This window comes from Collinsella aerofaciens, from assembly GCF_040920445.1.
GTDB lineage: Bacteria > Actinomycetota > Coriobacteriia > Coriobacteriales > Coriobacteriaceae > Collinsella > Collinsella aerofaciens_BH.
The window spans coordinates 44,370-69,052 of the sequence record NZ_JBCOTQ010000003.1; the positions used below are offsets into that span (position 1 = coordinate 44,370).

Annotated in this window: 18 protein-coding genes and 1 CRISPR repeat array; of the genes, 11 read left to right on the top strand and 7 right to left on the bottom strand. The window is 57.3% G+C overall.

Annotated elements, in window-relative coordinates:
• Nucleotides 1-24 precede the first annotated feature (24 nt).
• The 6 genes from AB5405_RS00825 (at nt 25) to AB5405_RS00850 (ending at nt 5,916) form a co-directional block, all read left to right on the top strand.
• A complete protein-coding gene (locus AB5405_RS00825) occupies nt 25-1,467 on the top strand; it encodes a glycoside hydrolase family 32 protein (RefSeq protein ID WP_368137243.1) in 1,443 nt (480 codons plus the stop codon).
• A 276-nt stretch (nt 1,468-1,743) separates the two neighbouring features.
• Entirely contained in the window at nt 1,744-2,598 is an 855-nt protein-coding gene (locus AB5405_RS00830) for a DegV family protein (protein WP_368137244.1), read from the top strand.
• A gap of 173 nt (nt 2,599-2,771) precedes the next feature.
• On the top strand, nt 2,772-3,590 hold the full coding sequence (pflA, locus tag AB5405_RS00835) for a pyruvate formate-lyase-activating protein (protein ID WP_368137245.1): 819 nt from the start codon (nt 2,772-2,774) through the stop codon (nt 3,588-3,590).
• A gap of 126 nt (nt 3,591-3,716) precedes the next feature.
• Nucleotides 3,717-4,457 carry a 5'-methylthioadenosine/S-adenosylhomocysteine nucleosidase gene (mtnN, locus tag AB5405_RS00840; RefSeq protein ID WP_368137246.1) on the top strand — a complete coding sequence of 247 codons (741 nt, stop codon included), beginning with the start codon at nt 3,717-3,719 and terminating at the stop codon, nt 4,455-4,457.
• A gap of 39 nt (nt 4,458-4,496) precedes the next feature.
• Nucleotides 4,497-5,087, top strand: a complete 591-nt coding sequence (gene yihA, locus AB5405_RS00845; protein ID WP_161159348.1) for a ribosome biogenesis GTP-binding protein YihA/YsxC — start codon at nt 4,497-4,499, stop codon at nt 5,085-5,087.
• Nucleotides 5,088-5,283: 196 nt separating this feature from the next.
• Nucleotides 5,284-5,916, top strand: coding sequence for a helix-turn-helix transcriptional regulator (locus AB5405_RS00850; RefSeq protein WP_368137247.1), 633 nt, complete (start codon nt 5,284-5,286; stop codon nt 5,914-5,916).
• Between the two features lie 284 nt (nt 5,917-6,200).
• Here the strand turns inward: AB5405_RS00850 and thrB are convergent, their stop codons facing one another.
• Together thrB and thrC are read right to left on the bottom strand one after the other, a co-directional pair.
• Nucleotides 6,201-7,082, bottom strand: a complete 882-nt coding sequence (gene thrB / locus AB5405_RS00855) for a homoserine kinase (protein WP_368137249.1) — start codon at nt 7,080-7,082, stop codon at nt 6,201-6,203.
• Nucleotides 7,083-7,284: 202 nt separating this feature from the next.
• The gene (gene thrC / locus AB5405_RS00860) at nt 7,285-8,802 is read right to left on the bottom strand and encodes a threonine synthase (RefSeq protein ID WP_368137251.1); all 1,518 of its coding nucleotides are present in this window, start codon (nt 8,800-8,802) and stop codon (nt 7,285-7,287) included.
• A 104-nt stretch (nt 8,803-8,906) separates the two neighbouring features.
• Here thrC and AB5405_RS00865 point away from each other — a divergent pair, with 104 nt between their 5' ends.
• From AB5405_RS00865 to AB5405_RS00875, 3 genes are all read left to right on the top strand, one after another.
• Nucleotides 8,907-10,295, top strand: a complete 1,389-nt coding sequence (locus AB5405_RS00865) for an aspartate kinase (protein ID WP_368137252.1) — start codon at nt 8,907-8,909, stop codon at nt 10,293-10,295.
• 174 nt (nt 10,296-10,469) lie between these two features.
• Complete coding sequence (locus tag AB5405_RS00870) at nt 10,470-11,495, top strand: aspartate-semialdehyde dehydrogenase (protein ID WP_368137253.1); 1,026 nt, start codon at nt 10,470-10,472, stop codon at nt 11,493-11,495.
• A gap of 642 nt (nt 11,496-12,137) precedes the next feature.
• Nucleotides 12,138-12,716: a methylated-DNA--[protein]-cysteine S-methyltransferase gene (locus AB5405_RS00875; protein ID WP_368137255.1), complete on the top strand. Its 579-nt coding sequence runs from the start codon at nt 12,138-12,140 to the stop codon at nt 12,714-12,716.
• Between the two features lie 144 nt (nt 12,717-12,860).
• Here the strand turns inward: AB5405_RS00875 and AB5405_RS00880 are convergent, their stop codons facing one another.
• The 4 genes from AB5405_RS00880 to cas9 all read right to left on the bottom strand — a co-directional run bounded on the left by AB5405_RS00880 (nt 12,861) and on the right by cas9 (nt 19,976).
• Nucleotides 12,861-13,106, bottom strand: coding sequence for a hypothetical protein (locus AB5405_RS00880; protein WP_368137257.1), 246 nt, complete (start codon nt 13,104-13,106; stop codon nt 12,861-12,863).
• Between the two features lie 70 nt (nt 13,107-13,176).
• Nucleotides 13,177-13,494, bottom strand: a complete 318-nt coding sequence (gene cas2, locus AB5405_RS00885) for a CRISPR-associated endonuclease Cas2 (RefSeq protein WP_195445652.1) — start codon at nt 13,492-13,494, stop codon at nt 13,177-13,179.
• A gap of 9 nt (nt 13,495-13,503) precedes the next feature.
• Nucleotides 13,504-14,394, bottom strand: a complete 891-nt coding sequence (cas1, locus tag AB5405_RS00890) for a type II CRISPR-associated endonuclease Cas1 (protein ID WP_368137258.1) — start codon at nt 14,392-14,394, stop codon at nt 13,504-13,506.
• Between the two features lie 440 nt (nt 14,395-14,834).
• Nucleotides 14,835-16,787: direct repeats of the CRISPR family, unit length 36 nt; unit sequence AGCGTATCACCTTGGGGAAGGGCGCGTGCTCAAGAC.
• A 177-nt stretch (nt 16,788-16,964) separates the two neighbouring features.
• Nucleotides 16,965-19,976 (bottom strand): type II CRISPR RNA-guided endonuclease Cas9, encoded by a 3,012-nt coding sequence (gene cas9, locus AB5405_RS00895; RefSeq protein WP_368137259.1) that lies wholly within the window; start codon nt 19,974-19,976, stop codon nt 16,965-16,967.
• A gap of 536 nt (nt 19,977-20,512) precedes the next feature.
• On the opposite strand from cas9, the gene AB5405_RS00900 reads away from it, so the two are divergent.
• On the top strand, nt 20,513-21,214 hold the full coding sequence (locus AB5405_RS00900; RefSeq protein ID WP_368137260.1) for an ABC transporter ATP-binding protein: 702 nt from the start codon (nt 20,513-20,515) through the stop codon (nt 21,212-21,214).
• Between the two features lie 5 nt (nt 21,215-21,219).
• Entirely contained in the window at nt 21,220-23,985 is a 2,766-nt protein-coding gene (locus AB5405_RS00905; RefSeq protein ID WP_368137261.1) for an FtsX-like permease family protein, read from the top strand.
• 115 nt (nt 23,986-24,100) lie between these two features.
• On the opposite strand, the gene AB5405_RS00910 is transcribed toward AB5405_RS00905, so the two are convergent.
• Entirely contained in the window at nt 24,101-24,421 is a 321-nt protein-coding gene (locus tag AB5405_RS00910; RefSeq protein ID WP_196025711.1) for a multidrug transporter, read from the bottom strand.
• Between the last annotated feature and the right edge of the window lie 262 nt (nt 24,422-24,683).

Consider the following 24,683-nt stretch of genomic DNA (forward strand, 5'->3'; position numbering starts at 1 on the left):
CCATAGACGAGAAAGTCAACGGCGATGTTTAATCAAAAAAATAAGGTGACACGCGCGGACTATGAGCAATGGCGTGCCGGACAGGATGAGACGGCGGGTCGCATCGCGTCCGACCCCGATAGGCTCCTGTTCCATGTGGAGCCTGAGCTTGGCTGGCTCAACGATCCCAACGGTTTGGTGCAGATCGGTGATACGTATCACATCTATCACCAATACGATCCATTCGATGCTGCGCATGGCGGTCCAGTGCTTTGGAATCATCTGACAACAAAGGATTTTGTGACGTACGAGAATTGCGGCCCTGTGCTGTTCCCCGATTCCGATTTGGATTCGAGCGGAGCGTATTCTGGTTCTGCCTTTGTACACGACGGCAAGATTCACTACTTCTATACCGGCAACGTCAAGCATTTTGACCGCGATGATTACGACTACGTGTTGACGGGCCGTGAGCAAAACCAAATTCATATGGTTACCGAGAATCCCGACGAATTGGGCAAGAAGCGTGTGGCTGTTGGGCCGGTCGATTATCCCGACGATATCGGTACGCACGTACGCGACCCCAAGATCCTTGAACACGATGGTATCTACTACATGGTTCTGGGCGCTCGTACGAAAGACGACCGCGGCTGCGTGCTTGTCTATACTTCGCGCGATCTAGAGGATTGGAGCTATGCGACGCGCATTGAGCTGGGCGAGAAGTTTGGTTTTATGTGGGAGTGCCCTGATCTATTTGAGCTTGATGGCGAGCTAATTCTCGTTTGCTGTCCGCAGGGCGTGCCCGCCGATGGTTGGCGTTACCGCAATCCGCACCAGTGCGTGTGGTTCTCCATCGAGGTCGATTGGGAGGCGCCGAGCTTTAAGATCACCGGGCAGGGCATGCCCCCGATGGTCGATGCTGGCTTTGATTTCTACGCACCGCAGTCCTTTGAGGATGCTGCGGGTCGGCGTTTGATGATCGGGTGGTCTGGTTGCCCCGATGCGACGGCAGAAAACCCGACGGTGGCACGCGGGTGGCAGTGCGCGTTGACGGTGCCGCGAGAGCTGAGCATACGCGATGGTAAGCTCTGTCAGCAGCCGGCGCACGAGATTGAGAAGATGCGCGGCGACCGCGTTCGCGCGACAGGCGGTGAAACCGTTGAGGAGCCGGGCCGCCTGTTTGATCTTGTGGTTTCCTGTGAGGGCGCCAAGATGGTCGAGCTCGAAATCCGCAAGGGTGTCTTTGTGCGTTATACGGACGGGATGCTTACCCTCGATATGGGTGACGAAGGCTATGGGCGCGACCAGAGGTCGATTGAGCTCGGCGAGCTTCGCGACCTACGCGTGCTTTCGGACACTACGATGGTCGAGATTTTTGCAAATGGCGGCGAGGCGGCACTTACGAGCCGTACCTATTCGCCGGCGGTTCCGGCGATGGAGCTGCATGCCGAGGGTGCGGCATCGATGAATTTCTACCGCCTCGTGCATTAACCGTGCATGGAGTACGATTGGACTTGCTGGGCGGAATGTGTCGCAGTTGTCGCGGCCAACTACCGCTTACCGCATATAGCGACCGTTTGCGGAATAAGTAACCCTCCTTAATAAACCGTGTGGAATCCTAGATAAGCACGGAGTTTTCCAGGGAGACGCTGTCCTTTGTTGTGTGCAAGGGGCGGCGTCTCTTTGGCGCTTGGACGCCGTTGTGCAACAGTGCGGCGGCGCGTGCCATGTATTGAAAAGCCAATGTCGAGATGGGTCGTGATAATAATGGGCAAGTACGTAATCGTGGTTGAGTCTGGGTCGGATGTGACGCCGGAGCTCTGCGAGCGCTACGGCATCGTGCGCGTGCCCATGCATGTCATGATTGGTGACGAGACCGTCGAGGACGGCTCGATCGATCCGCTCGAGATTTATTCACGCTGCAACGAGTTTGGCGTAATGCCCAAGACCAGCGGCTGCGCGCCTGCGGATTTTGCTCACGTGTACGACCGTATCCATGCCGAGCAGCCCGACGCGACTATTTTGCATCTTGCATATTCCGAGGCCACGACCTGCTCGCATCAATCATCGAAGATCGCCGCCAAGGGGCGCGACTACGTCTACTCCATGGACACGCGCTTTGTCTCGGTGGGCCAGTCGCTCGTTGTCGTCGAGACTGCCAAATACATCGAGGCTCACCCCGATGCCACCGTCGACGAGATCTTTGCATTTACGAATTCCGTCATGGACCGTGTGCTGCTGGGCTTTGTTCCTACCGACCTAGCCTTCCTTAAGGCAGGCGGTCGTCTGTCCAACGTGGCATTCCTTGGCGCCCATCTGCTCAAGATTAAGCCCTGCATTGAGGTGACGGGCGGCAAGTTCGTGGCGACCAAGAAGTTCCGCGGCTCTATGCTCAAGTGCGCCCGCGCCTTTATTGACCACATGGTTGCGAAGGGCGAGATTGACTACTCGCACATTGGCTTGGCGTATTCGGTGGGCCTTTCCCAGGAGCTGCGCGATGACATGGAAGTCTATGCGCACGACCTGGGCTTTAAGGACGTTACCTGGACTCAGGTTGGCGGCGTCATCTCGAGCCATTGCGGCCCGACCGCCTTCGGTGCGGTGCTCACGCTTAAGGCGTAAAGGCCGCAGGCGAGCGCTCTTCAGCCTGACGTCTCGACGTAGCTCCCAGCCATGGTGATGGGGGATAGATTAAAACGTGCCATTCTGGCCCGAGACGTTTAAACGCAAACGCATGGGCTAGAATGGCTCTGGCATTTATGTAACTAAAACCAAAGAGAGGCAAGGTAGCGGGAATGGCTGAGATGACGCTCGAGGGTGTGGACGCTCGTCCTGAGGACTCCGCGTTTGCCCTGGGCCGCGTGCATTCGATCGAGACGATGGGTACGGTCGACGGACCTGGCATCCGCTTTGTGGTGTTTGTCCAGGGCTGTCCCATGCGCTGCGCGTATTGTCACAATCCCGATACCTGGTCGGTTAACGGCGGCACCATGGTGACCGTCGAACACCTGATGGATGAGTTCCAGAGTAACCACGAGTTCTATCGCAGCGGCGGAATTACGGTTTCGGGCGGCGAGCCGCTCCTACAGCCTGAGTTTTTGGCCGACCTGTTCCGCGCCATGCACAATAACCCCGATGGCCGCGTGCATACCTGCCTTGACAGCTGCGGATATGCGTTTGATCCCAATCACCCCGAGAAGTTCGATGCCGTTCTCAACGAGACCGACATGGTTTTGCTCGACATCAAGCATGCCGATCCCGTCGAGCATAAAAAGCTGACCGGTTGCGATCCCGCACGCATTCTGGCGTTTGGTGATGAGCTCGCGCGTCGCAAGATTAAGGTCGTTATCCGTCACGTGGTGGTACCGGGCATTACCGACACGGTGGAGGAGTGCGAGGCGCTCGGTCGTTTAATCGCCCCGTGGCATAACGTGGTCGGCTTGGAGATGCTGCCGTATCACACCATGGGTGTCGTCAAGTATGAGCAGCTGGGGATTCCCTATAAGCTCGAGGGCGTTCCGCAGATGGATACCGCGCGCATGCCCGAGCTGCGCAACGCCGTTATGGCCGGCATGAGAAAGCGCCGTGCGGAGCTCAGGTCGGCCATCGGCTAACAAGCTATTTTTGCCCCTTTATGATACCCGAGCTGTACTGGCCTAACGGCTTGGTGCTGACGCGGTTGAGCCAAAATGCTGGTACCATACCGTGGATAAGCAATTTGCACGGATTTGGGGGATGGCATGGCAACCATCGCGATCATAGGCGCACTCGAAAAAGAGGTTGCGCAGATTAAGGAAGAGCTAAGTGGCGCGCATGAGTCGCAGGAGGCGGGCTTGACCGTTGTGAACGGTGGGCTTTCGGGTCTGACGGTAGTCGCCACGACGGCAGGCATGGGGACCGTGAACGCCGCTGCCGCAACGCAGCATCTCATCAGCAAATACGCCCCGCAGGCCGTTGTGTTTTCGGGTATTGCGGGCGGCCTAAACCCTAAGCTCCATATTAACGACGTGGTTATAGGCAAGTGCCTGCGCTATCTGGATACCGATACGGCACTCATCGCCGAGTCCGCGCCGGGGCTCGAGGAGTTTGCCTCGACGCCGGCGTTGGTTGATGTTGCCGCCGCCGTGCTTGCCGAGCATGGATTTGTGGATACCTCGGCGGATGAGAATTCTGCGGAGAAGGACCCCAAGCAGTTCCTGTGTGGCACTATCGCCACGGGTGACCGCTTTGTTACGGGTGACGCCATGCGTAACGCTGCGATTGAGGCCACGCATGCCGATTGCGTCGAGATGGAGGGCGCGGCAACTGCGCACATCGCGGCCAAGAATGGTGTCGATTGCCTGGTGCTGCGCGCTATCAGCGATAATTGCGACGAGGCATATGACGCGTTTTGCGAGCGCGAGTTCGATCTGGACGAGTACGCTCGCACCGCGAGCGGTATCACGCTTGACATCGTTCGTCGTATCGCTGCCGCGCAATAGCACGCCCGTTTTGTAAGAACCTACGACCAAGGAGTGTCCATGGCCGATTCAATTAACTACCAGCTTGCCAAGTTCGTCGCCAGCTACGGCAAGGTTTCGCAGATCCCCGAGTCCACCTGTCCCGAGGTGAGCTTCGTTGGCCGCTCCAATGTGGGCAAGTCCTCCATCATGAACAAGCTCTTTGGCCGCAAGAACTTGGTCAAGGTTTCGAGTACGCCGGGCAAGACGAGTAACATCAACTTCTTTGAGGCCGATGACGTGCACTTTGTCGACCTGCCGGGTTACGGTTTCGCCCGTCGTTCTAAGGCCGAGCGCGACCGTTGGGCCGAGCTTATCGGCGACTTTTTCGACTCCGAGCGCAGCTTTAACTTGGTCGTCTCGCTGGTGGACATTCGTCACGACCCGAGCAAGCTCGACCATGACATGATTGACTACCTGCAGGGCAACGAGTTCAACTTTATCGTCTGCCTCACCAAGGCCGACAAGCTCAGCCGCACCCAACAGGCCCGCCAGGCAGCAGCCATCAAAAAGCAGCTCAACGTTCCGGCCGAGAACGTGATCATCACAAGCTCTCAGACCGGCGCCGGCATCGACGAGCTTAAAAAGCGCATCGCCGAGGCGTGCCTCTAATAAGGGCTCTTGGCAAAAGCTTTTGAGCATATCGCCCTAGTGATAGTTAATACTGGACTGTCACTAGGGTGATATCTTGACTCTGATGGTGTCGACATTAGGGATTTGATGGCAGGGAGGGTTGATTTGAATGATCCAAGAGTTAACGGATTGTGGGCCGAGTAGGACATACCCCGTCTACTACCTCGAGGATGCAATGAACAACCTCGGCGACTGCTTTGACTATGCCGTTAACGATCATGGGGCAGAAGGATCGGAAGTTGCTGAACTCTTTTGCCTGAGCGGCGTAGCTCGCGAGTTCGAACGCGGCAACGCATGGGTAGTGTCGGGAAAATCGGGCGTCGAGCTGTTCGCGCTTATCGCCGAAAGGTCGGGCTATCAATCGAGGCCGATGCCAAATCGAACCTATCGATTCGAAAAGACACCGGAATATTGGACAGGCTGGATATTGGCATACCTTCAGTGGCGCCTAGGAGAGTCTTTCGAAGATTTGCTGCATGTCGTTCCATTTGATGCGCTGCGCAGTCTGTACTACCCCTGGCACGAAGCCTCGGAGGAACGCGTGGCTCGCCTCGTCTGCGATATGGCGAAGAAAGTGCCTCGTCAAACTAAATTGGCGCTAGCAAGAAAGAGGTTCAAGAAAACCCAACAAGACCTGGCATACGAATCGGGCGTATCACTCCGCTCAATCCAAATGTACGAACAGCGCCAACGAAACATCAACGAAGCCTCGGTAACAACCGTAAGAGCCATAGCAAAAGCCCTCCACTGCAACATCGAAGACCTCCTAGAACCAGTCTTCGAATACAAAGAAACCAGCGCTGCCTAAACCAAGCACACAGCCGAAGCCCATCTAAAGAGCATGCTTCACACCAGCAAGGGCCCCTATCAATAAAAGGCCAAACTATCAGCCCGGCGATTTTCCAGAGCGTAGGTCCCTGTAGCCGCCGCCGGCGAAGTTAACATAGGGGAGGCCAGGGGCTTTGCCCCCAAATCTTTCCGCAGGACGGCGGGACCCCCGCCGCACGAAGTGCACAGCGGGGGTCCTGTCATGTCCGAGGACGATTTGGGGGCAAAGCCCCTGGCCTCCCCGGCGAGTATACGGGACGGCGACTACAGGTATTCGATCTGGGCGCCTTCCGTGTCGCACGTGAGGATATGCGTGTCGCACTTGGGGAACTGCTCGCGCAGCTTGACCTGCAGGAACTTTGCCACGATAGTGTCGTCAGTCACGGCCATGAGGGTCGAGCCGGAGCCACTGATCCAGATGGTCTTGGCGCCTCCGTTAAGGCAGGTGTCGCGCACGGCGTTGTAGTCGGGGATGAGGCGGCGGCGATAGGGCTCCTGGATGCGGTCGTCGTTGGCGGCAGCAATCAGGTCAAGGTCGCCGGTTTCCAGGCCGCGCGTCATGCCGGCGATGCGGCCCATTTGCCATACGGCGGTGGAGAGTGGAATCTCCTGCGGCACAACCTTGCGCGCTTCGCTCGTATGCACCTCGTAGGGCGGAATCACGGTAATAAAACGCAAGCGATCGCTCACCTCGTAGCGCAGGCACTGGGGGAGCGAATCGGTCGGCGTAAAGGAGCAGACGGCGCCGCCCAGGATAGCAGGGGCGACGTTATCGGGATGACCCTCGACCTCGGTGGCAATGCGGACGAGCTCAGCGCGGTCGACGGTGTGGCCTGTCAGTGCGGCGGCGGCCATAATGCCGGCGACGACGCAGGTGGAGCTGGAACCCAGGCCACGGGCGACGGGCACGTCGGTCTGAATGTCGATAGTAACGGGAAAAGCCGGCTCGCCCCACGCGGCCAGAGCATCGACAAAGCTCACATAGACCAGGTTATTCTCGTTTTGGAACTCCTCGGGGCAGCCCGTGATGGTGAGCTTGTCGGCGCGCTCGAAGGTGAAGTGCGAGTAGAGGCTAACGGCCATGCCGAGGGTGTCGTAGCCGATGCCTAGGTTTGCGCTTGTTGCTGGGACGGTGATCTTGATCATGGGAATCTCCTGGGCGGTCTGCCTGTTTAGTTCGCTGCTCGGGCAGTCCTGGCTCGCTCGGAAAGCACATTAAGTGCTTTCCGGCTCGTGCGGAACTCGCGACGAACTAAACAGGCAGACCCGCATGTCAGTTCGTCATCATCCCGGTGGGTATCTGATGAAAGAAAGTGCGCCGGCTTTCGCCGGCGCCTTATAAGGGGTTTTAGTTGGTAGCCATCTTTTTTGCTGCAGACTCGACGTAGCTTGCCATCTCATCGACGTTGCAGACGTCTTCGAAGCGGACGGGCTTGGACTCGAGCTCGGCGAGTTGGACCGGGGCAACCGTGTTGGTTGCCTGCTCGAGCACGCGCATGGCCTCAAAGTCGTCCTCGGGAACGTCGAGCCCCAGGGCGTCGCAGCAGGCGCGCGGGAACTTGTAGGGGCTTGCGGTCGAAAGCAGCACGCGGGCCTTGGCACCCTCGGCGGGAGCGATTTTTTCAAAGACGTGATAGCCGCAAGCGGTGTGCGGGTCGATCACGTAGCCGTTCGCGTCCCAGCAGCTCTTGATGGCAGCGCGGACCTCGTCCTCGCTGGCCCAACCGCAGCCAAAGACGCTCTGAATCTTTGCCAGCAGGTCAGTGGGAACCTCGTAGCGACCAGTCTGTGCCAGCTGCTCCATAAGGCCGGCAACGAGTTCGCAGTCGCCATCGGACAGGAAGTAGAGCATGCGCTCGAGGTTGGAGCTGATGAGGATGTCCATCGACGGCGAGATGGTCGTGAAGAACGGGCGGTTACGGTCGTAAACGCCGGTGGTCAGGAAGTCGGCAAGCACGTTGTTCTTGTCGCTCGCCACGACGAGCTTGGCGACGGGCAGACCCATGCGCTTGGCATAGTAGCCGGCCAGGATATCGCCAAAGTTGCCGGTCGGTACGCAGAACTCCACGGCGTCGCCGGCCTCGATGGCGCCGGCGCGCAACAGCTGCGCATAGGCGGCAAAGTAGTAGACGACCTGCGGTACCAGACGGCCGACGTTGATGGAGTTGGCGCTCGAAAGCACCGTGCCGGCGGCCTCCAGACGCTCGGCAAGCTCCTTATCGGCAAAGATGCGCTTGACGGCGCTCTGGGCGTCGTCAAAGTTGCCGCGGATGCCGCAGACGGCGACGTTGTCGCCCTCCTGCGTGGACATCTGCAGGTTCTGGACGCGGCTGACCTTGCCCTCGGGATAAAAGACGGTGATGCCCGTGCCCGGGGCGTCGGCAAAGCCGGCGAGTGCGGCCTTGCCGGTGTCGCCTGACGTGGCGGTGACGATCATGATGCGCTCGGCGCCGCCGTCCTTGGCGGAAGTGCGGGCCATGAGGCGGGGGAGCATCTGTAGGGCGACGTCCTTGAAGGCGCTTGTGGGGCCGCCAAAGAGCTCCATCACATAGGTCTGAGGGGCGTCAGCGCCCGGCGCTGCGTCGAGTTTGACGAGCGGCGTAACCTCTTCACTCGCGAACGTGCCGCGGTATGCCTCGTCGACACACGCCGAAATTACTTCGGCCGTGTAATCATTCAGTAACATTCCCAACACATCTTGAGCGATTTCAAAGTACGATTTATCTGCAAGCGAGCTGATATCGACCTGCTGGGTGCCAAGCTCGTCCGAGACAAACAAACCCCCGTCGGGAGCGATGCCGGTGCGGATTGCCACCTTACTTGAGCACGATAAAGTGCGTCCTCGTGTACTATGATAAGTTCCCATATAACACTGCTCCTCGGATGACTTGGTCCCAATCGGTGAAACCATGGTATCAGAGCGCGCAAAGTAGGTTTGCAGAGGCTTTTTAGAAAGGTAACCTCCAGCCCATGATTAAGATTGCCAAGTTTGGCGGCTCGTCGGTCGCCGACGCCGAACACTTTAAGAAGATCAAGGCCATCGTCGATGCCGACCCGGCTCGCCGTTTTGTGGTGGTTTCCGCCTGTGGTCGCCGCTTTAAGGGCGACACCAAGGTGACCGACCTGCTCTACCTGGTTAACGCGCACGTTAAGTATCACGTGTCGTGTGAGGAGCTGCTCGAGGACATTGGCCAGCGCTACTTTGATATTGCTGACGAGCTAGGACTCACCTATCCCATCCGCGAGGAGTTTGCGGCCTTTGCCGAGCGCGCCCGCTCGGGCGGCTACTCTACCGAGGAGCTCGTGAGCCGCGGCGAGTACTTCACCGCTCGCCTGATGGCCGAGTACCTGGACCTGCCGTTCCTGGACGCCGCGACGGTTGTGGCGTTCCATCACGACGGTACGCTCAGCATGAACCGCACCTCCGAGCTGGTGCAAGAGTACGGTCAGCAGGGCGGCTTTGTTATGCCCGGTTTCTACGGCGCGACGCGTGAGGGCCAGATTAAGCTGCTCGACCGTGGCGGTGGCGATATTTCCGGCTCGATTCTGGCCAAGTGCCTGGGCGCCGATCTGTACGAGAACTGGACCGACGTCTCGGGTTTCTACTCTGCCGATCCGCGCATCGTGCCCGAAGCTCAGCCCATCGCCCGCGTTACCTACGAGGAGCTGCGAGAGCTTTCGTACATGGGTGCGAGCGTCCTGCACGAGGAGGCCGTGTTCCCCGTGCGCGAGGCCGGCATTCCGCTGGTCATCAAGAACACCAATGCGCCGCAGGACCCCGGCACCATCATTAGCGAGACGGCTGACGAGGGCGAGGCAGAGCCCATCATTACCGGCGTGACTGGCAAGCGCGGTTTTGTCGCCATCAACGTCGCCCGCGACCGCACCAAGCCGCGCGTCGGCTTTATGCGCCGCGCGCTATCGGTGTTCGAGCGCTATGACGTCTCCGTCGAGCACATGCCCACCGGCGTCGACCGCTTTGGCGCCGTGGTGCAGGAGCAGGACGTGCACGATTCGCTGTACTCGCTCGTGGGAGACATTCAGCAGGAGGTCGAGCCGCTCGAGATCGAGGTTGTCGAGGGCCTGGCGCTTATCGCGACCGTCGGCCGTAACCTGCGCGGGCGCGCAGGTATCTCGGGTCACCTGTTTGGCATGCTTGGCCAGGCCGGCGTGAGCGTGCGTATGATTTCGCAGAGCTGTGACGAGATCAACATCATTATCGGTGTCGAGGAGAAGGACTTCGACCTGGCGATTCAGACCATTTACCGTGCCTTCTCCGATGAGAACGGCATTGTGAAGGTCTCCGACCTGGAGGCTCCTGCGCCGGCCGATCCCACCTTGGCAGCGCTCCACAAGTAGCTGCTATCCCGGTGGATTTTTGGGACAAGTGCCAAAAATCTAGCGCGGGGCGTTTCGTTTCGGTTTCGTTTCGACGGGGCGGGTTTCGTGCCTGCCCCGTTCTTGTATACACTGGCAACAATAATCAGCCTGCTCGGCGTGCGGGCAAAAGCCAAAACCTTTAAAGGGGGAAGCATGAAACAGTACACGGTTGCTATTTTGGGCGCGACGGGAGCCGTGGGCACCCAGATGCTCGAGTGCCTCAACGAGCAGGAGTTCCCGGTCGGCAAGCTCAAGCTGTTGGCAAGTGCACGCTCCGCGGGCAAGACCGTTGAGTTCCGCGGCGAGCAGATCGTGATCGAAGAGGCTTGCCCCGAGGCCTTTGAGGGCTGTGATATTGTGCTCGGAGCCGCCGGCGACGATATCGCGAAGGAGCTGCTGCCCGAGGCCGTCAAGCACGGCGCCGTCGTAGTCGACAACAGCCATGCCTTCCGCATGGATCCCGAGGTGCCGCTGGTCGTGCCCGAGATCAATGCCGACGATATCAAGTGGCATCATGGTCTTATCGCCAACCCCAACTGCGCGACCATCATCGGCCTGGTTCCCACGTGGCCGCTGCATCAGCTTGCCGGCGTAAAGCGCATGATCGTCTCGACGTACCAGGCGGCTTCGGGTGCTGGCGCCCCCGGTATGGCCGAGCTCGAGGCTCAGCTGGCCGCCCTGGGCCGTGGCGAGGAGATTCCCGAGCCGCGCGCGTTTGCTGCCCAGCTGGCGAGTAACCTGATTCCGCAAATTGGCGGCGTCAAGGAGGAGGGCTTTACCTCCGAGGAGATGAAGCTGCAGAACGAGGGCCGCAAGATCATGCGCCTGCCCGAGCTGCGCGTGAACTGCACCTGCGTGCGCGTGCCCGTGCTGCGCTCGCACTCCGAGAGCATTACGCTTGAGTTTGAGCGCGACATTACGGTTGACGAGGCCCGTGCTGCGCTGGCTGCCGCTCCCGGCGTCAAGCTGGTTGACGATATGGCTGCCGAGGATGCGCACGACCGCTTCCCCATGCCGATGGATACGTCCGACCAGGATTTGATTTGGGTCGGTCGCGTGCGCCGCGACATCTCGAACCCCGAGGCCGCGCGTGGCATCACCTTCTGGTGCTGCGGCGACCAAATCCGTAAGGGCGCGGCAACCAACGCCGTCCAGATCGCTAAGCTGCTCTGCGAGTAGCGTGACCTGTCCGGCGGGGGCCGGGCTTAGTTTTCAGAACACTCCGCAGACCAGTGTGGCGCCTTGTCCGCGGCTCCGAAGGAGCAGGACAAGGCGCCACACATGGTCGAGGACGTTCTGAAAACTAAGCCCAGCCCCCGCCTGCGGCGACGCTGCTGCAAGCGATCTGCGATGGGGTCGTTGTCGGTTGGGGCCGCTGGGCTGATGTGGGGGCACGTGGCTGTTGCGGGCCCTAGTCCCGGCGGCGTCCTCGGCGCTTTGCGCCTGCTGCCTGGGGTGACTTTGGGGTTGGGGTGAATCGGGGTCTAATACTTTCCCGAGAAGTGAACGACCTTATTTGGACCCCCGAAGCATTGGCATATTTTGACTGCTATTTCCTGAGGTTTTGCTGCGCGAATCCTGCGGTTTTGTGGTCTAAAGGTGTGGATGCTCCGAGGCTTCGTTTTTACTCGTTCACTTCTCGGGAAAGTATTAGAGCTCAGCTGATAGAGGTACCGCTCTGGCGTCGAAGCCCTGTGTCTTCTTCGCTTGATTGGGGAAAGCGGCCTCGCTTAAACAATTACGAGCCTGCCCAGGTGTATCTGACAGGTTGTCTGCACAGTTCGCGGTATTATGTTTGCGAAGTTTTGAAAGGAGCCGCTGGTGGTCACGACGACGTTTGCTTCGCCTTTGGGCGAAATCTTGCTTGCCGCTGATGGCCGCGGTCTGACGGGACTTTGGTTTGAGGGGCAGGAGCACTTTGGCTCCACGCTTCTCAAAGAAGATGTGGAGCACGTTGAAGGCGCCGATGCGGTTTCCGGTACTGGTGGCATGTCGCCGGTGAGTCCGGTAAATGGTGCGGCCTCTTCGGTGCTTGAGCGTTCCTGGGCTTGGCTGAATGCTTATTTCGCAGGGCAGGAACCTCGGTTTACGCCGCCGTTGCATATGATTGGTACGGCGTTTCAGCGCGAGGTTTGGTTTGAGCTGCTTTCTATTCCGCGTGGCGAGGTCACTACGTATGGCGAGATCGCCCAGCGTGTTGCCGCTCGACATCGTGTACCGGGAAACGAGGCACCCGTTGTGTCTCCTCGTGCGGTGGGGGCTGCGGTCGCACGTAATCCCATTTCGATTATCGTGCCGTGCCATCGCGTGGTGGCGGCCGACGGATCGCTCAACGGATATGCCGGCGGCCTTGACCGCAAGGAGTGGCTGCTGCGGCTCGAGGGTGCGTACGAGGAGTAACGTCAGGACACTTTGCATAGCCAAGACGCCGTGAAAGAACGGGATGTGCTTTCCGAATGGCGTTCCAAGCGGAAACCGTGTCCCGGAATACAGCCTCAGAGTGGGACGCTGTTTCCGGTTGAGACCACTTGCTTGGACATCTATCTACGCCCGCTCCTGCAGGGCGTAGATAGATTTGTCCATGTTGAACAGATAAGCCACGACGCAGGCAATAAAGAACATCGGCAAGTTGCCAAAGCCGAAGACTTCGCAGCCAATAAGGATGGGTGCGAGCAGAATCGCTGACAGCATAAGCCCCATAACGGCGATGTGCACATAGGGGTTGGGGAGCAGTCGCGCCGCAAGGGTCTTGGCGTGGGCAAGACACCAGGCAAAAGCTCCACCTACCATGCCAAACACGCTGCCCAACATCGCAAGCCGTCCAAGACCGGGGAGGTCAAGCGCGTGCGAGGCGGCAACGTCAAAACACAAGCGTTAACTGCGCGCCCTGCTCAACGGGCTGCTCCTTGTGCTCGCTCAGAAGGACCATTCGGTCTTCGTATTGCTTTTCGGTCATTTCGATAACGGTGACCTCTCCAGCGCTTGGAAGATTCAGCTTAAGGCGAGCGATATGCGCCGCTGCGGATTCGCGAGTCACCAACAGGCGCGAATACACCGAAAACTGCTCCATATGGTATCCGTCGTTAATCAGAAACTTTCGAAAGTCGCTATACTGCCGACGCTCGGCTTTGCTTCCCGTTGGAAGATCGAACAGAACCAATAACCTCATAACCCTCATGGCTCCTCCCTATTCAACAGTTACCATCTCGAGCCCTTTTAGCTCGGGCAACAACAGCCTCTTAGGATCCTTTTCGAGAACGGCAGTTCTGAGTGAAGAGAGCGTTGTCTCTATGCACTGCTGACAGCCGCAACGTTTTCCGTCGATAGTCATGACGTGCTCAAACACGCGAGCGAGCAACGCTTTGTCGCGCTGGCCCAAAGGCTCTGCAACGCCGTAGCTCATAACAATTAGATCGACGAGAGGGCGGAACGGTTCAATAAGATCGTCGACAAGATTAAACGCGTTGTAAACGCTGTGATGGTGAAGCCCTTGGGATACGAGCCATCCACCGCCAACGGCTGCTCTTCCGATGCCCGCGCGCAAGACGCTGTACCCGTAGTCGAGAGCGGAGCTTTGCATACTGTTGCGTCTTGTTCCATCGGTAATGAGGGCTTTAAAGTACGCGGAGGCAGCTGCGCCTTCTCGATTGTCCGTGTCGCCCGAAAGAACGGTTTTGGCATAAGAGGGGAGAGGGCCTGTAGACAACCCCATTTCTGTGAGAACCGCCGCTTGGTTGAGTATCTTTGCCTGAACGATTCGTTTCCAAAGCTGTTTTTTAAACGGAAGGCTCATGGCAAGCTGATCCTCGACGATGCGCGCATGGCGCGAATGGGCGCCCATTGGGAGCATGAGACCATTGGGCATATGATCGCGCCCGCAGATCATGACGCCTATTCCCGCGTCGTTAAGCTGCGACATGCAGGCGACCGTCATCGTGGTTTGATGGGATTCGACGATGACGACCCAAATGTCCTCGAGGGGAATGGTGGAGCTGCGGTCGTCCACGGTGATCATCAATAGGCCGTTCTTGATGCAGAGGTGGGCCTTGCTCTGGATAAGTATTGTCCGTTGGGCCATTTTGTCGACGACCTTCCCCGCATTAGCGCTACAATACAGCTAAGTCGAAAGCAGCTCACCTTGGGGAAGGGCGCGGCTCCAGACAAGGGGAGCCACTTAAGTGGCTTACCCGTAAAGTAACCCCCGTTCAATCTTCGGATTGGGCGGGGCGAACTTTTTTGGGCGAGTGTTAGCCAGTATTCCGTAAACGGTAGCGATGAATAGCATTTAGGCGGGTCCTTTTGAGCGTTTTTTCGCCTAAGGATTGATTCGGTTGTGAAGAAAAGTACATAAATCGCTGTGCCGAATACGGCTCTTTTCTTGCGTGAAGCGCGACGTGCCGACGCTTTTTGTCTCGAAAAAAATGAATCGCAGATGTAGATCTGAGGCCGAATCAGTCTTCTTTTTTTGAGGTCTGAAACAGAAAAGCCCCTGTTAAAGGGGCTTTTCTGTGCACACATAGCGTATCACCTTGGGGAAGGGCGCGTGCTCAAGACCTGGTAGGCGGTGTGGTCGCGGCGGCCCTCAGCGTATCACCTTGGGGAAGGGCGCGTGCTCAAGACCGTTACGAGCGATTCGTGAAGGGTTCCATGAAGCGTATCACCTTGGGGAAGGGCGCGTGCTCAAGACCTCGCCGACGCGCTCATGGAAAAGGACCCGAGCGTATCACCTTGGGGAAGGGCGCGTGCTCAAGACTTCGGATCGCTGATGTTCGATGGTGTTAGCAGCGTATCACCTTGGGGAAGGGCGCGTGCTCAAGACTAGAGCTTCAGCGTGGTCGCTTCGTTCGAGAGCGTATCACCTTGGGGAAGGGCGCGTGCTCAAGACTATTACCATGATTCCATACGATACAACCGAAGCGTATCACCTTGGGGAAGGGCGCGTGCTCAAGACTCGTGTTTTCAATCATTGGTTGTGTGTCATAGCGTATCGCCTTGGGGAAGGGCGCGTGCTCAAGACTCAAAACCGATACCAACACGCAGTGTTGCGAGCGTATCACCTTGGGGAAGGGCGCGTGCTCAAGACTACTTATGATTATGTTATTTTACAAAAGACAGCGTATCACCTTGGGGAAGGGCGCGTGCTCAAGACTGGCGTTCATCGGAAACTATCGTTCCGGCGAGCGTATCACCTTGGGGAAGGGCGCGTGCTCAAGACTCGATGCGCATACGGTCGGGGTGGTCTTCATAGCGTATCACCTTGGGGAAGGGCGCGTGCTCAAGACCCCCAGCCGGAACAGATAAACCGCATCCGAAGCGTATCACCTTGGGGAAGGGCGCGTGCTCAAGACTAAATTCGGTGAGCACTCACAGCGTTCGTAAGCGTATCACCTTGGGGAAGGGCGCGTGCTCAAGACATAGACCTCACGCTCGACATCGAGAAGGGCAGCGTATCACCTTGGGGAAGGGCGCGTGCTCAAGACTCTGACATGCGAATCAAGTCCAACCTGTTCAAGCGTATCACCTTGGGGAAGGGCGCGTGCTCAAGACTACTGGCCGTCATGCGAGAAGCGGCTTGCCAGCGTATCACCTTGGGGAAGGGCGCGTGCTCAAGACAAACATCTCATTGACATCTCTCCATACACTAGCGTATCACCTTGGGGAAGGGCGCGTGCTCAAGACACGGGCTTGAGAGTGTAAACCATATCGCTCAGCGTATCACCTTGGGGAAGGGCGCGTGCTCAAGACAATAACTGCCTTGCCTTGCTTTGCCTTGCCAGCGTATCACCTTGGGGAAGGGCGCGTGCTCAAGACTAACCAACCTATTCTTATTACAGCCCGCATAGCGTATCACCTTGGGGAAGGGCGCGTGCTCAAGACCGACTGCAGCGTCAAGATGTAGTTGAATAAAGCGTATCACCTTGGGGAAGGGCGCGTGCTCAAGACATCGTAGGACTTGACTCTTTATGCAGTTCTAGCGTATCACCTTGGGGAAGGGCGCGTGCTCAAGACTAGGACACCAGCTGAGAAGCGGGTGCCGCGAGCGTATCACCTTGGGGAAGGGCGCGTGCTCAAGACCGAGATTTTGTCAAAGGCTTACGACTTGGCAGCGTATCACCTTGGGGAAAGGCGCGTGCTCAAGACCTTTGCGCTCTGGGGGTTCGGTGACTCCTTAGCGTATCACCTTGGGGAAGGGCGCGTGCTCAAGACACAATGAGTGATGTACTGCTTCGAAACAAGAGCGTATCACCTTGGGGAAGGGCGCGTGCTCAAGACTTAGCGTTGTCGATAAAGGTCGTGAGGTTGAGCGTATCACCTTGGGGAAGGGCGCGTGCTCAAGACCAGTGGAACTTGCCGCTGTCGTCGACCGTTAGCGTATCACCTTGGGGAAGGGCGCGTGCTCAAGACTCTCGGAGCTTGTTCTCGACAGACGATTGCAGCGTATCACCTTGGGGAAGGGCGCGTGCTCAAGACTGCGCGATGCAGCTTGCAATTATGCCCGTTAACGTATCGCCATGGGGAGCGTATATGGCATAGAGGCGAAGGTTCTCAACCGATTGCATTTATGGGTCTATGCGTTATAAAGGGCAACAAGGAATAAGCAAAAGCCCCACACGATTAAGCAAGAAATGTGCGGGGCAAGCAGCTGCTTTACTTGATGGGTGATTCTCGAACAACAAAGGGTGACATATCGTTGCTTAGTTTTCCAACGGTAGGACAACTTATTTTAATTCGAGTAAGCCTGTCTACAAAGGACCAGTTGGCGTTATCGATGTTGTAGCCACTAAACCGCCCCACAAAATCGCCGATTTGCACCAGATCGCCCAGATATATCTCCAGCGGCGGTTTCTTCATGGCACTTTCGGGCACGGGTTTCCAGGCTTTTCGGCCAGTATGCGCCTTCGCAATCCTGGGCACATACGTCCCATCCTTAAGTGCAGGAATATCCGCCTTGTAGACGGGGTCTGCGTACCAAGCGCCCTGTCCCTTCTTGGCCTCTGGGTCATGCCAGAGCCTCAGACACAGCATTTCGCTCACCTTGATGACCGACTTCTCGTCTGCCGACACAACGGCGTTGCCCATGACGATGTCTTTATCGGAGCTCGCCTTGCGAGCAATGTCTTTACCCTGTGCATTAACGCCGGCATAACGATAGACCGTCTGCTCGAACAACTCGCCCTTTCCCTTGCGCGGAACAAAGCGCGTGGGTACGACGAAATCGTGCGCCGCGCGCACTTCGTTCGCAAAGGTTTCCCAGGGCATAACACTTTCGAGAGCCTTCATGATGGCATCACGGCGTTGGGTCTCGTTCATGCCTCTGGTTATGCTCCAGTGTGTCTCTTGGTTGATTCGAGCGGTTTTAATCACGAGGCTTCGACTACATACTGCAATCACACAAGCATCGGTGGCATGGTGACGATCGTCCGAGCGGTCTTTTTCGCCATTCGAACCAAAGTTAAGCCCCCACCTGCGACGCAGCCATGCGGTCGCTCTGCCAGTGGTAGGAACAACATGTGCCTTTGCGCCATCATCGGGGAACAGCAGGCAGTCGGCGAGGTAAGCGCATACTTCTCGCGACATATAGGCGGTGTCGGTGAAGCTGCGTGCTAAGAATTCGCCTTCCTTGGTATCAAGGTCTTTTTCCAGCAGGAAGTTCTTTTTGCGACGGCTGAGTTTCTGGTTTTCCTGAACGCGACGCTCAAAAGCATCCCATGAAGGCGCACCGTCGTGGGACATCCATTCGTAAGGTGTCTGTTCGCGTTTATCCTGATTGCTTTTGGCGAGGACCAGGACTTTATTGTTGCGCGAGTTTTCTCCCGTGCGAGAGAACGGCAGGATGTGGTCGATCTGCGTGTAGGTGTCGTCGCTAATTAGGCGATCGACTTCGATTTTAGCGCCCGTGTAAAGATCGAAGTATTCCTGCTCTTCCCATAGGCGGTACTTCTCTATCTGTTTGCCCGTGACCTCATCTGCCGTGCAGCCACGCAGTTCAGCGATTTGCCCGGCAATGCGCTCGCGATTTTTCTCATTCTTCTTATTGGCCTTGGCAATCTCGTCTTTTGCGCGTTGAGGCAACCTGAGCTCTCGATCAAGCTCAACGTGGATTTCGTTTGGCACGCCCCACTTGCGGCAGATGGCGTTGACCACTTTTCGCATTTGCGACATGGAGCGAATGACGACGGGATTGTTATTTGTCCGACCGGTACGTTCGATCCAGGTCTCATAGGGCATCAGGCGATCGGAGCGCTCGAGCTGGGCGCCAGCGATGCGAAGTCCCAGCAGGCCACAGTCATTTTCGGCCTGCGTAAGGTTGAGGACCTCGGGCTCCTCGAGGCAATCGAGCAGCATGTCGAGTGCTTTTTTGGAACGGTTGCCATAGCCGTTAAGAGCTTTGGATGAATAGGGAAGCCTACAAAGCGCCTCGATCTCCGCTTCCGAAAGCGGTAGCCCCTGAAGCTGCTCTTGGAGTACGGGGAGGGCTGAAGAGTATGCCACCGCCTCCATAACGGCATCGGCGAGATTGCGGTCATCGCGCAAACGCTGCAGGAGAATGGGGTTGGTTGCATTGAGGGTATTGCGGAGCACGCGCCATCCCTTGGGCTTGTACACCTCGCGCGTTTTTTCGTCGGCAGCTGGAACTCCCTTAAAGTAATCGCCGGAACTAAGGTCGAGCGCTTTTCTGAGGGCGCCGAATTTAACAGCACAATCTTTGTTGCCTCGAATTGGCTCGCACGAGAACAGGATTGCAATGCACTCATCGCGCTCCGTTGCGCTCAGGGCGCGAGAGGTCCCGTTTTCGTGGATGATGGTGATGTTGCCGAGTGCGCCATAGGCTGAAACGAGTTCGCTCGTAAGCGTGCAGCGTGCAGCTCGTTTTTCTGTTGGGAAGTATGAGCAGTGGCCAACGAGGTCATACGTGCGGCGGTCGAAGTCTTTGCGCGAACGCTCCCAATCGCAAACTTCGATATATGCGGCCTCAAATTCCGGCGAAGCGTATTTGGAGCCAAAGGAGTGTTGAGCATCAAATAGGATATGAGTTTCTTCGATAAGCTGGGCGTGCGTTACACACTTGTCGTAATTGCCGCCACGATTGCGACTTTGAGGCTGCTGAGCGAGCCATTCGCCAACGGTGCGGCACGAGGTCTCCGCAATTGCTTCCTTGTTGGCCGCAAGGGCAGATAGTACCTTGCCGCCTTCGCTTGATTTATCCTGATTGCCTTCTCCGTGGGGGATGTATCCACGGCGCTTGCAGAGGGAGTATAGGACTAGTGCCCACTCGCGATCGTTGAGCAGGCGGTCAAGCCCATCAACGCGAAGCTTGAGCGGCTGCTTGTCGCCTTTTGTGGTGTGGAAGTACTCTTTGGTGGCGTCTTGGGGGATGAGGCCATAAGCCTTGAGGATTTGGAGACAGTGCTTCAAGCGCGCCTGGGTACGGTCAATGTTTCGACGGGTAGAGCGGAAGCCCCTGCGAATAACCGCAAGACTTTGGCCCGTTTTAGGATGAGTTGGAGAGTCAAATAATCTGACGCCCAAATCCAGGATTTCATGATTGGCTGTGTCGATAAGTGCGAATCCGCAGCTTGCAATTCCTGGATCCATGCCAAGCACAAGATGCCTGGGAAGTCCGAGCTTCCCAATTTCGCGATTGATGGTGATCTCCATGGAGCACCCCTCTCTAATAAGAACTCTAGAGAACAGTACCATCGCGTGGGGACATGGGCCGAGCTTGTTAGCCGAGCGGTCATTTTGTTAGGCAAGCGGAAACGATTTATACAGCCTTACATATCGGTTGCCGGATGATGCCGTTTGTTGAAATTGAATCCCGACTGAATCCCGTCCTGAGATTGAATGGCGGGACAGTTACGATGCCCGGCTTGCTTGCAGGTTTGTAGAGCTCCTTGCATTCCTTCTTAAAGTCGAACGCCATGTTGGCCGTCTTTCTGCGTATCGGCCTGCTTAGATAGCGGAATCATATTATAGAAACGAACAGCTGCTCGAATGATTTGGCTGACAGATTGAGATGCGTGCGTTGTGTTTGGCGGTCGGCCTGACCCCGCCGATGATGTCTCTGCCTCCCCGGCGCCTCATCTATAGCTGCCGTTTCCCCATATAAAACCTGCCAAAATAAACCTGTCCCTTTTTGGTCGGTGCGAAATGGGTAATACTAAAGAGTTATCCGACCAGATGGGAGCCGATTGATGGCCTATATCGAATTCAAAGACGTCGTCAAAGCATACGGCGAGGGCGATGCCCGCATTCATGCGCTCGACGGCGCGAGCTTTACGGTCGAGCGCGGCGAGCTCGCCATCATTCTGGGTGCTTCGGGTGCCGGCAAGACCACGGCGCTCAACATTCTGGGCGGCATGGATACGGCGACCTCCGGCACCGTGACGGTGGACGGGCGCGACGTGAGCTCTGCCAACGAGGCGCAGCTCGTGGAATACCGCCGCGCCGACGTCGGCTTTGTCTTCCAGTTCTACAATTTGGTCCCCAACTTGACGGCGCTTGAAAACGTTGAGCTCGCGGCACAGATTTGCCCCGATTCGCTCGATGCCGAACAGACGCTTCGTCAGGTTGGCCTGGGCGAGCGCCTGGGCAACTTTCCGGCACAGCTTTCGGGCGGCGAGCAGCAGCGCGTGTCCATTGCCCGCGCACTGGCCAAGAATCCCAAGCTGCTTTTGTGCGACGAGCCCACGGGTGCACTCGACTACAAAACCGGCAAGCAGATCTTGCAGTTGCTACAGGACACCTGCCGCAAGCAGGACATCACGGTCATTATCATCACCCACAACTCCGCGCTGGCGCCCATGGCCGATCGCCTGATCCGCTTTAAGAGCGGCCGCGTGGAGAGCGAGACGGTCCAGCAAAATCCCGTGCCTATCGAGACGATCGAGTGGTAGCGCCCATGGACCAAGATTGCCAAAACAGCCAAAACCACGATACGGAGCACGCGGGCCGCGACCGGGAGTTCGCGACCTACCGTACCGCTCAAAGCTCAAACGATATGGTGCCGACGGTTTTTCGCCGTGGCATCTACCGCACGATTCGGGGCAGTCTTAAGCGCTTCCTATCTATCGTGGTCATCACTGCGCTTGGCGTGAGCGTGATGTGCGGCCTTAAGGCGGGCTGCGAGGATTTGTGCGATTCGGTCGACGCCTATTTTGACCAGCAGAATGTCTATGACATTAACGTGCAGTCGACCTATGGCCTTACGCGCGACGATCTCGCGGCTATCCAAGAGGTCGACGGCGTCGAGACGGTCGAGGGCATCTACACCGAGACCGCCTACACCGCCGTGGGCACAACGCGCGAGCGCGTGGTCGTGCAAAGTCTCTCCAAGGAGAACATCGATCAGCCGGTGCTGGTGAGCGGCGATTTGCCCGAGAGCGCCGATGAAGTCGCGGTGACTTCGAAGTTCCTGAAGGCTTCGGGCAAAAAGCTCGGCGATACGGTGAGTTTTGCCGCCAATGACGCGAGCTCGTCCAACCAAAGTGCCAAGGATCAGTTTGCCGCGGGCGATTATACCATTACGGCCGAGGTCCTCGATCCTACCGACGTGAGCTCCGACTCGACAGTCAACGCCTTTCGCGCTGCTTCGGCTGCGGACTATAAGTTCTATGTGAGCGAGGATGCCGCGACATCTTCTTCCTACTCCGCAGTCCACGTGATCGTCGAGGGAGCCAAGAGTCTTAACTCCTATTCAGATGCCTACACGACAAAGATCAACGAGGTCAAAGGCAACATCGAGAAGATCCGCGAGGAGCGTGAGAAGGCGCGCGTCCAGGAGTTGACGGTTGACACGCCGACAAGCTTGGATACGGCCGAGCGTCAGACCGCCATGCTCTTTGGGATCGAGCAGGATAACATCAACCGTATGGCCGAGGGCAGCGAGGAGCGCGTCCAGGCTCAGGCCGAGTTGGACCAGCGCCGCGCCGCCGCCGACCAGCATTTTGCCGATGCCCGCGCCGAGCTTTCCGATCTGGGCGAATGCACCTGGTACATTCAGGACCGCGGTAACATCGCAAGCTACTCGAGCGTCGAGAGCGACAGTTCTTCGATCGAGGCCATCGCCACGGTTTTCCCATTTATCTTCTTTGTCGTCGCTGTGCTCATCAGTCTTACCACCGCCACGCGCATGGTCGAGGAGGAGCGCACGCTTATTGGCCTGTACAAGGCGCTTGGCTATTCACGCGAGCGCATCCTGTCCAAATACGTGGACTATGCGCTGTGGGCATGTCTGATCGGCGGCGTGCTCGGCAACATCATCGGATTTGTGGGCCTGCCGCTGTTCCTGTTTACGGTGTTCGACGACATGTACTCGCTGCCCCAGATGCTGCTCTCGTACGACATCGTGTCCTCAATCGTCTCGGTGGCGCTGTTTGCCGTGGGCGTGGTGGGCGCTACGATTATCGCCTGCCGCCACGAGATGGCCGAGACCCCGGCCTCGCTCATGCGTCCCAAGGCCCCACGCGCCGGCTCTCGCATCTTGCTTGAGCGCATCGGCTTTATCTGGCGCCGCATGGGCTTTTTGAACAAGGTGGCAGCACGTAACCTGTTCCGCTACAAAAAGCGCGCCTTTATGACCATCTTCGGTATCGCCGGCTGCACGGCGCTCGTGATCTGCGGTATGGGCATTCGCGACACGTCGGTGGCGCTTTCGCCCAAACAGTACGGGCATATCACGCGCTACGACCTGCTGGCGGTCGCCAATCCCGACGATTTTTCGCAGACGTGCGCGGCATTGGATGAGCGCAGCGCGGCCAATGATTTCAACGTGACCGTGACCTCGACCCTGCCGATTATGACCGACAACGTCACCTTTACGTTTGGCGGCAAGAGCGAGACCGTGCAGCTGATCGTGGTGCCCGATAACCGCACGAGTGACTTGGGCGATTACGTGCGTCTGGAGGATGAGTCCAAAGAACCGCTGCCTTTGCGTGACGGAGACGTGTATCTGAGCAAAAGTTCACAGCTGGTGCTGGGGATTCAGCCGGGCGATACGGCTCACGTCCAGGATTCGTCGCTCAATGTTGCCAAGGTCAAAGTCAGCGACATTTCGCTTAACTATCTGGGCAACACGCTTTACATGACGCAGGGCACCTATGAGCGTGCGTTCGGTCGAAGCGCACGTCTTAACGGCGTCTTTGTGCTGCTTAAGGGCTCGTCGGCCGACCAGATTGCGTTTAGCAAGAATCTTAAGAGTGACGGTTGGCTTACGATTTCGAGTACGGCCGAGCATTGGGAAAACTATGAGGCGAACTTTACGATTATCAATTCGGTCGTGGTGCTCGTGACCTTCATGGCGGCGTGCCTATCGTTTGTGGTGGTGTTTACGCTGTCCAACACGAATATCTCCGAGCGCGAGCGCGAGCTGGCGACCATTAAGGTGTTGGGCTTCCGTCGCGGTGAGGTGCACCATTACGTCAACAAGGAGACGTTGATCCTCACGGCGATTGGCGCTGCGCTGGGCGTGCCGCTGGGCGGCTTGCTGGCCGAGAGTTTTACGTACATTTTGCAGATGCCGTCGCTGTACTTTGACGTCGAAGTCGAGCCGCTGAGCTACGTGCTTGCCGTGGTGCTTTCCTTTGGCTTTACGTTTATCGTCAACCTCGCTACCAATCGTACCCTCAACAAGATCGACATGGTCGGCGCCCTCAAGAGCGCTGAGTAACCTACCAAAAAGGGACAGGTTTATTTTGGCAGGTTTTATCTGGGCAAACGCCGGGCACCTACGGGCGACCCGGCGTTTGCCCCGTTTTGCTGGGGATGTCTGTCGTTCAGTGCTCTTACTGGCCAATCCAGTGTTGCGCATAGCTCTTAATGTCCTCGGTAAAACCGTCAAGGTCGTCAAGGGTGATCACGCTGTCGATAAGCAAATTGGCTATCTCGCGGTGCATTGTGCTGCGGCGAATGTCGTTTGCAATTACGCCTGAGGATAGCTTGTCTCTATTGAGGTGCTCTTCTAGTGCCCAAAATCTACTGGACGCTTCGCTGTCGCCGTTCAGCATCTCAACGTACTGGCTGATGAGCTTTTCCATGTAACGTTCTTGCCATTGAGGAAGCATTTTCTTAAACAGCTTCCAGTCGCTTTCGGCTACGTCGCGCATATGTCCTCCGCTCGTCAAACGGGCTTTCCATTTGCCTTTCATTCTATTTGGTTTTCGCTCGCAGGCGTGGATGAGAGGCTCTCTTTAGCCTTCGAGATTGGGCTTGAATGGGTCGTATGCCACAAAACGGGCCTATCTACTACGTTTAATTGGATACTCTCAATCATGCCGGGAAAACGAAAAATAAAACCGACGCTCCTATAAGTTGTCAAGAGGCAGTTTGCGGGAGCGTTCTCTCCAATTCGCACAGGAGCTCGTAATA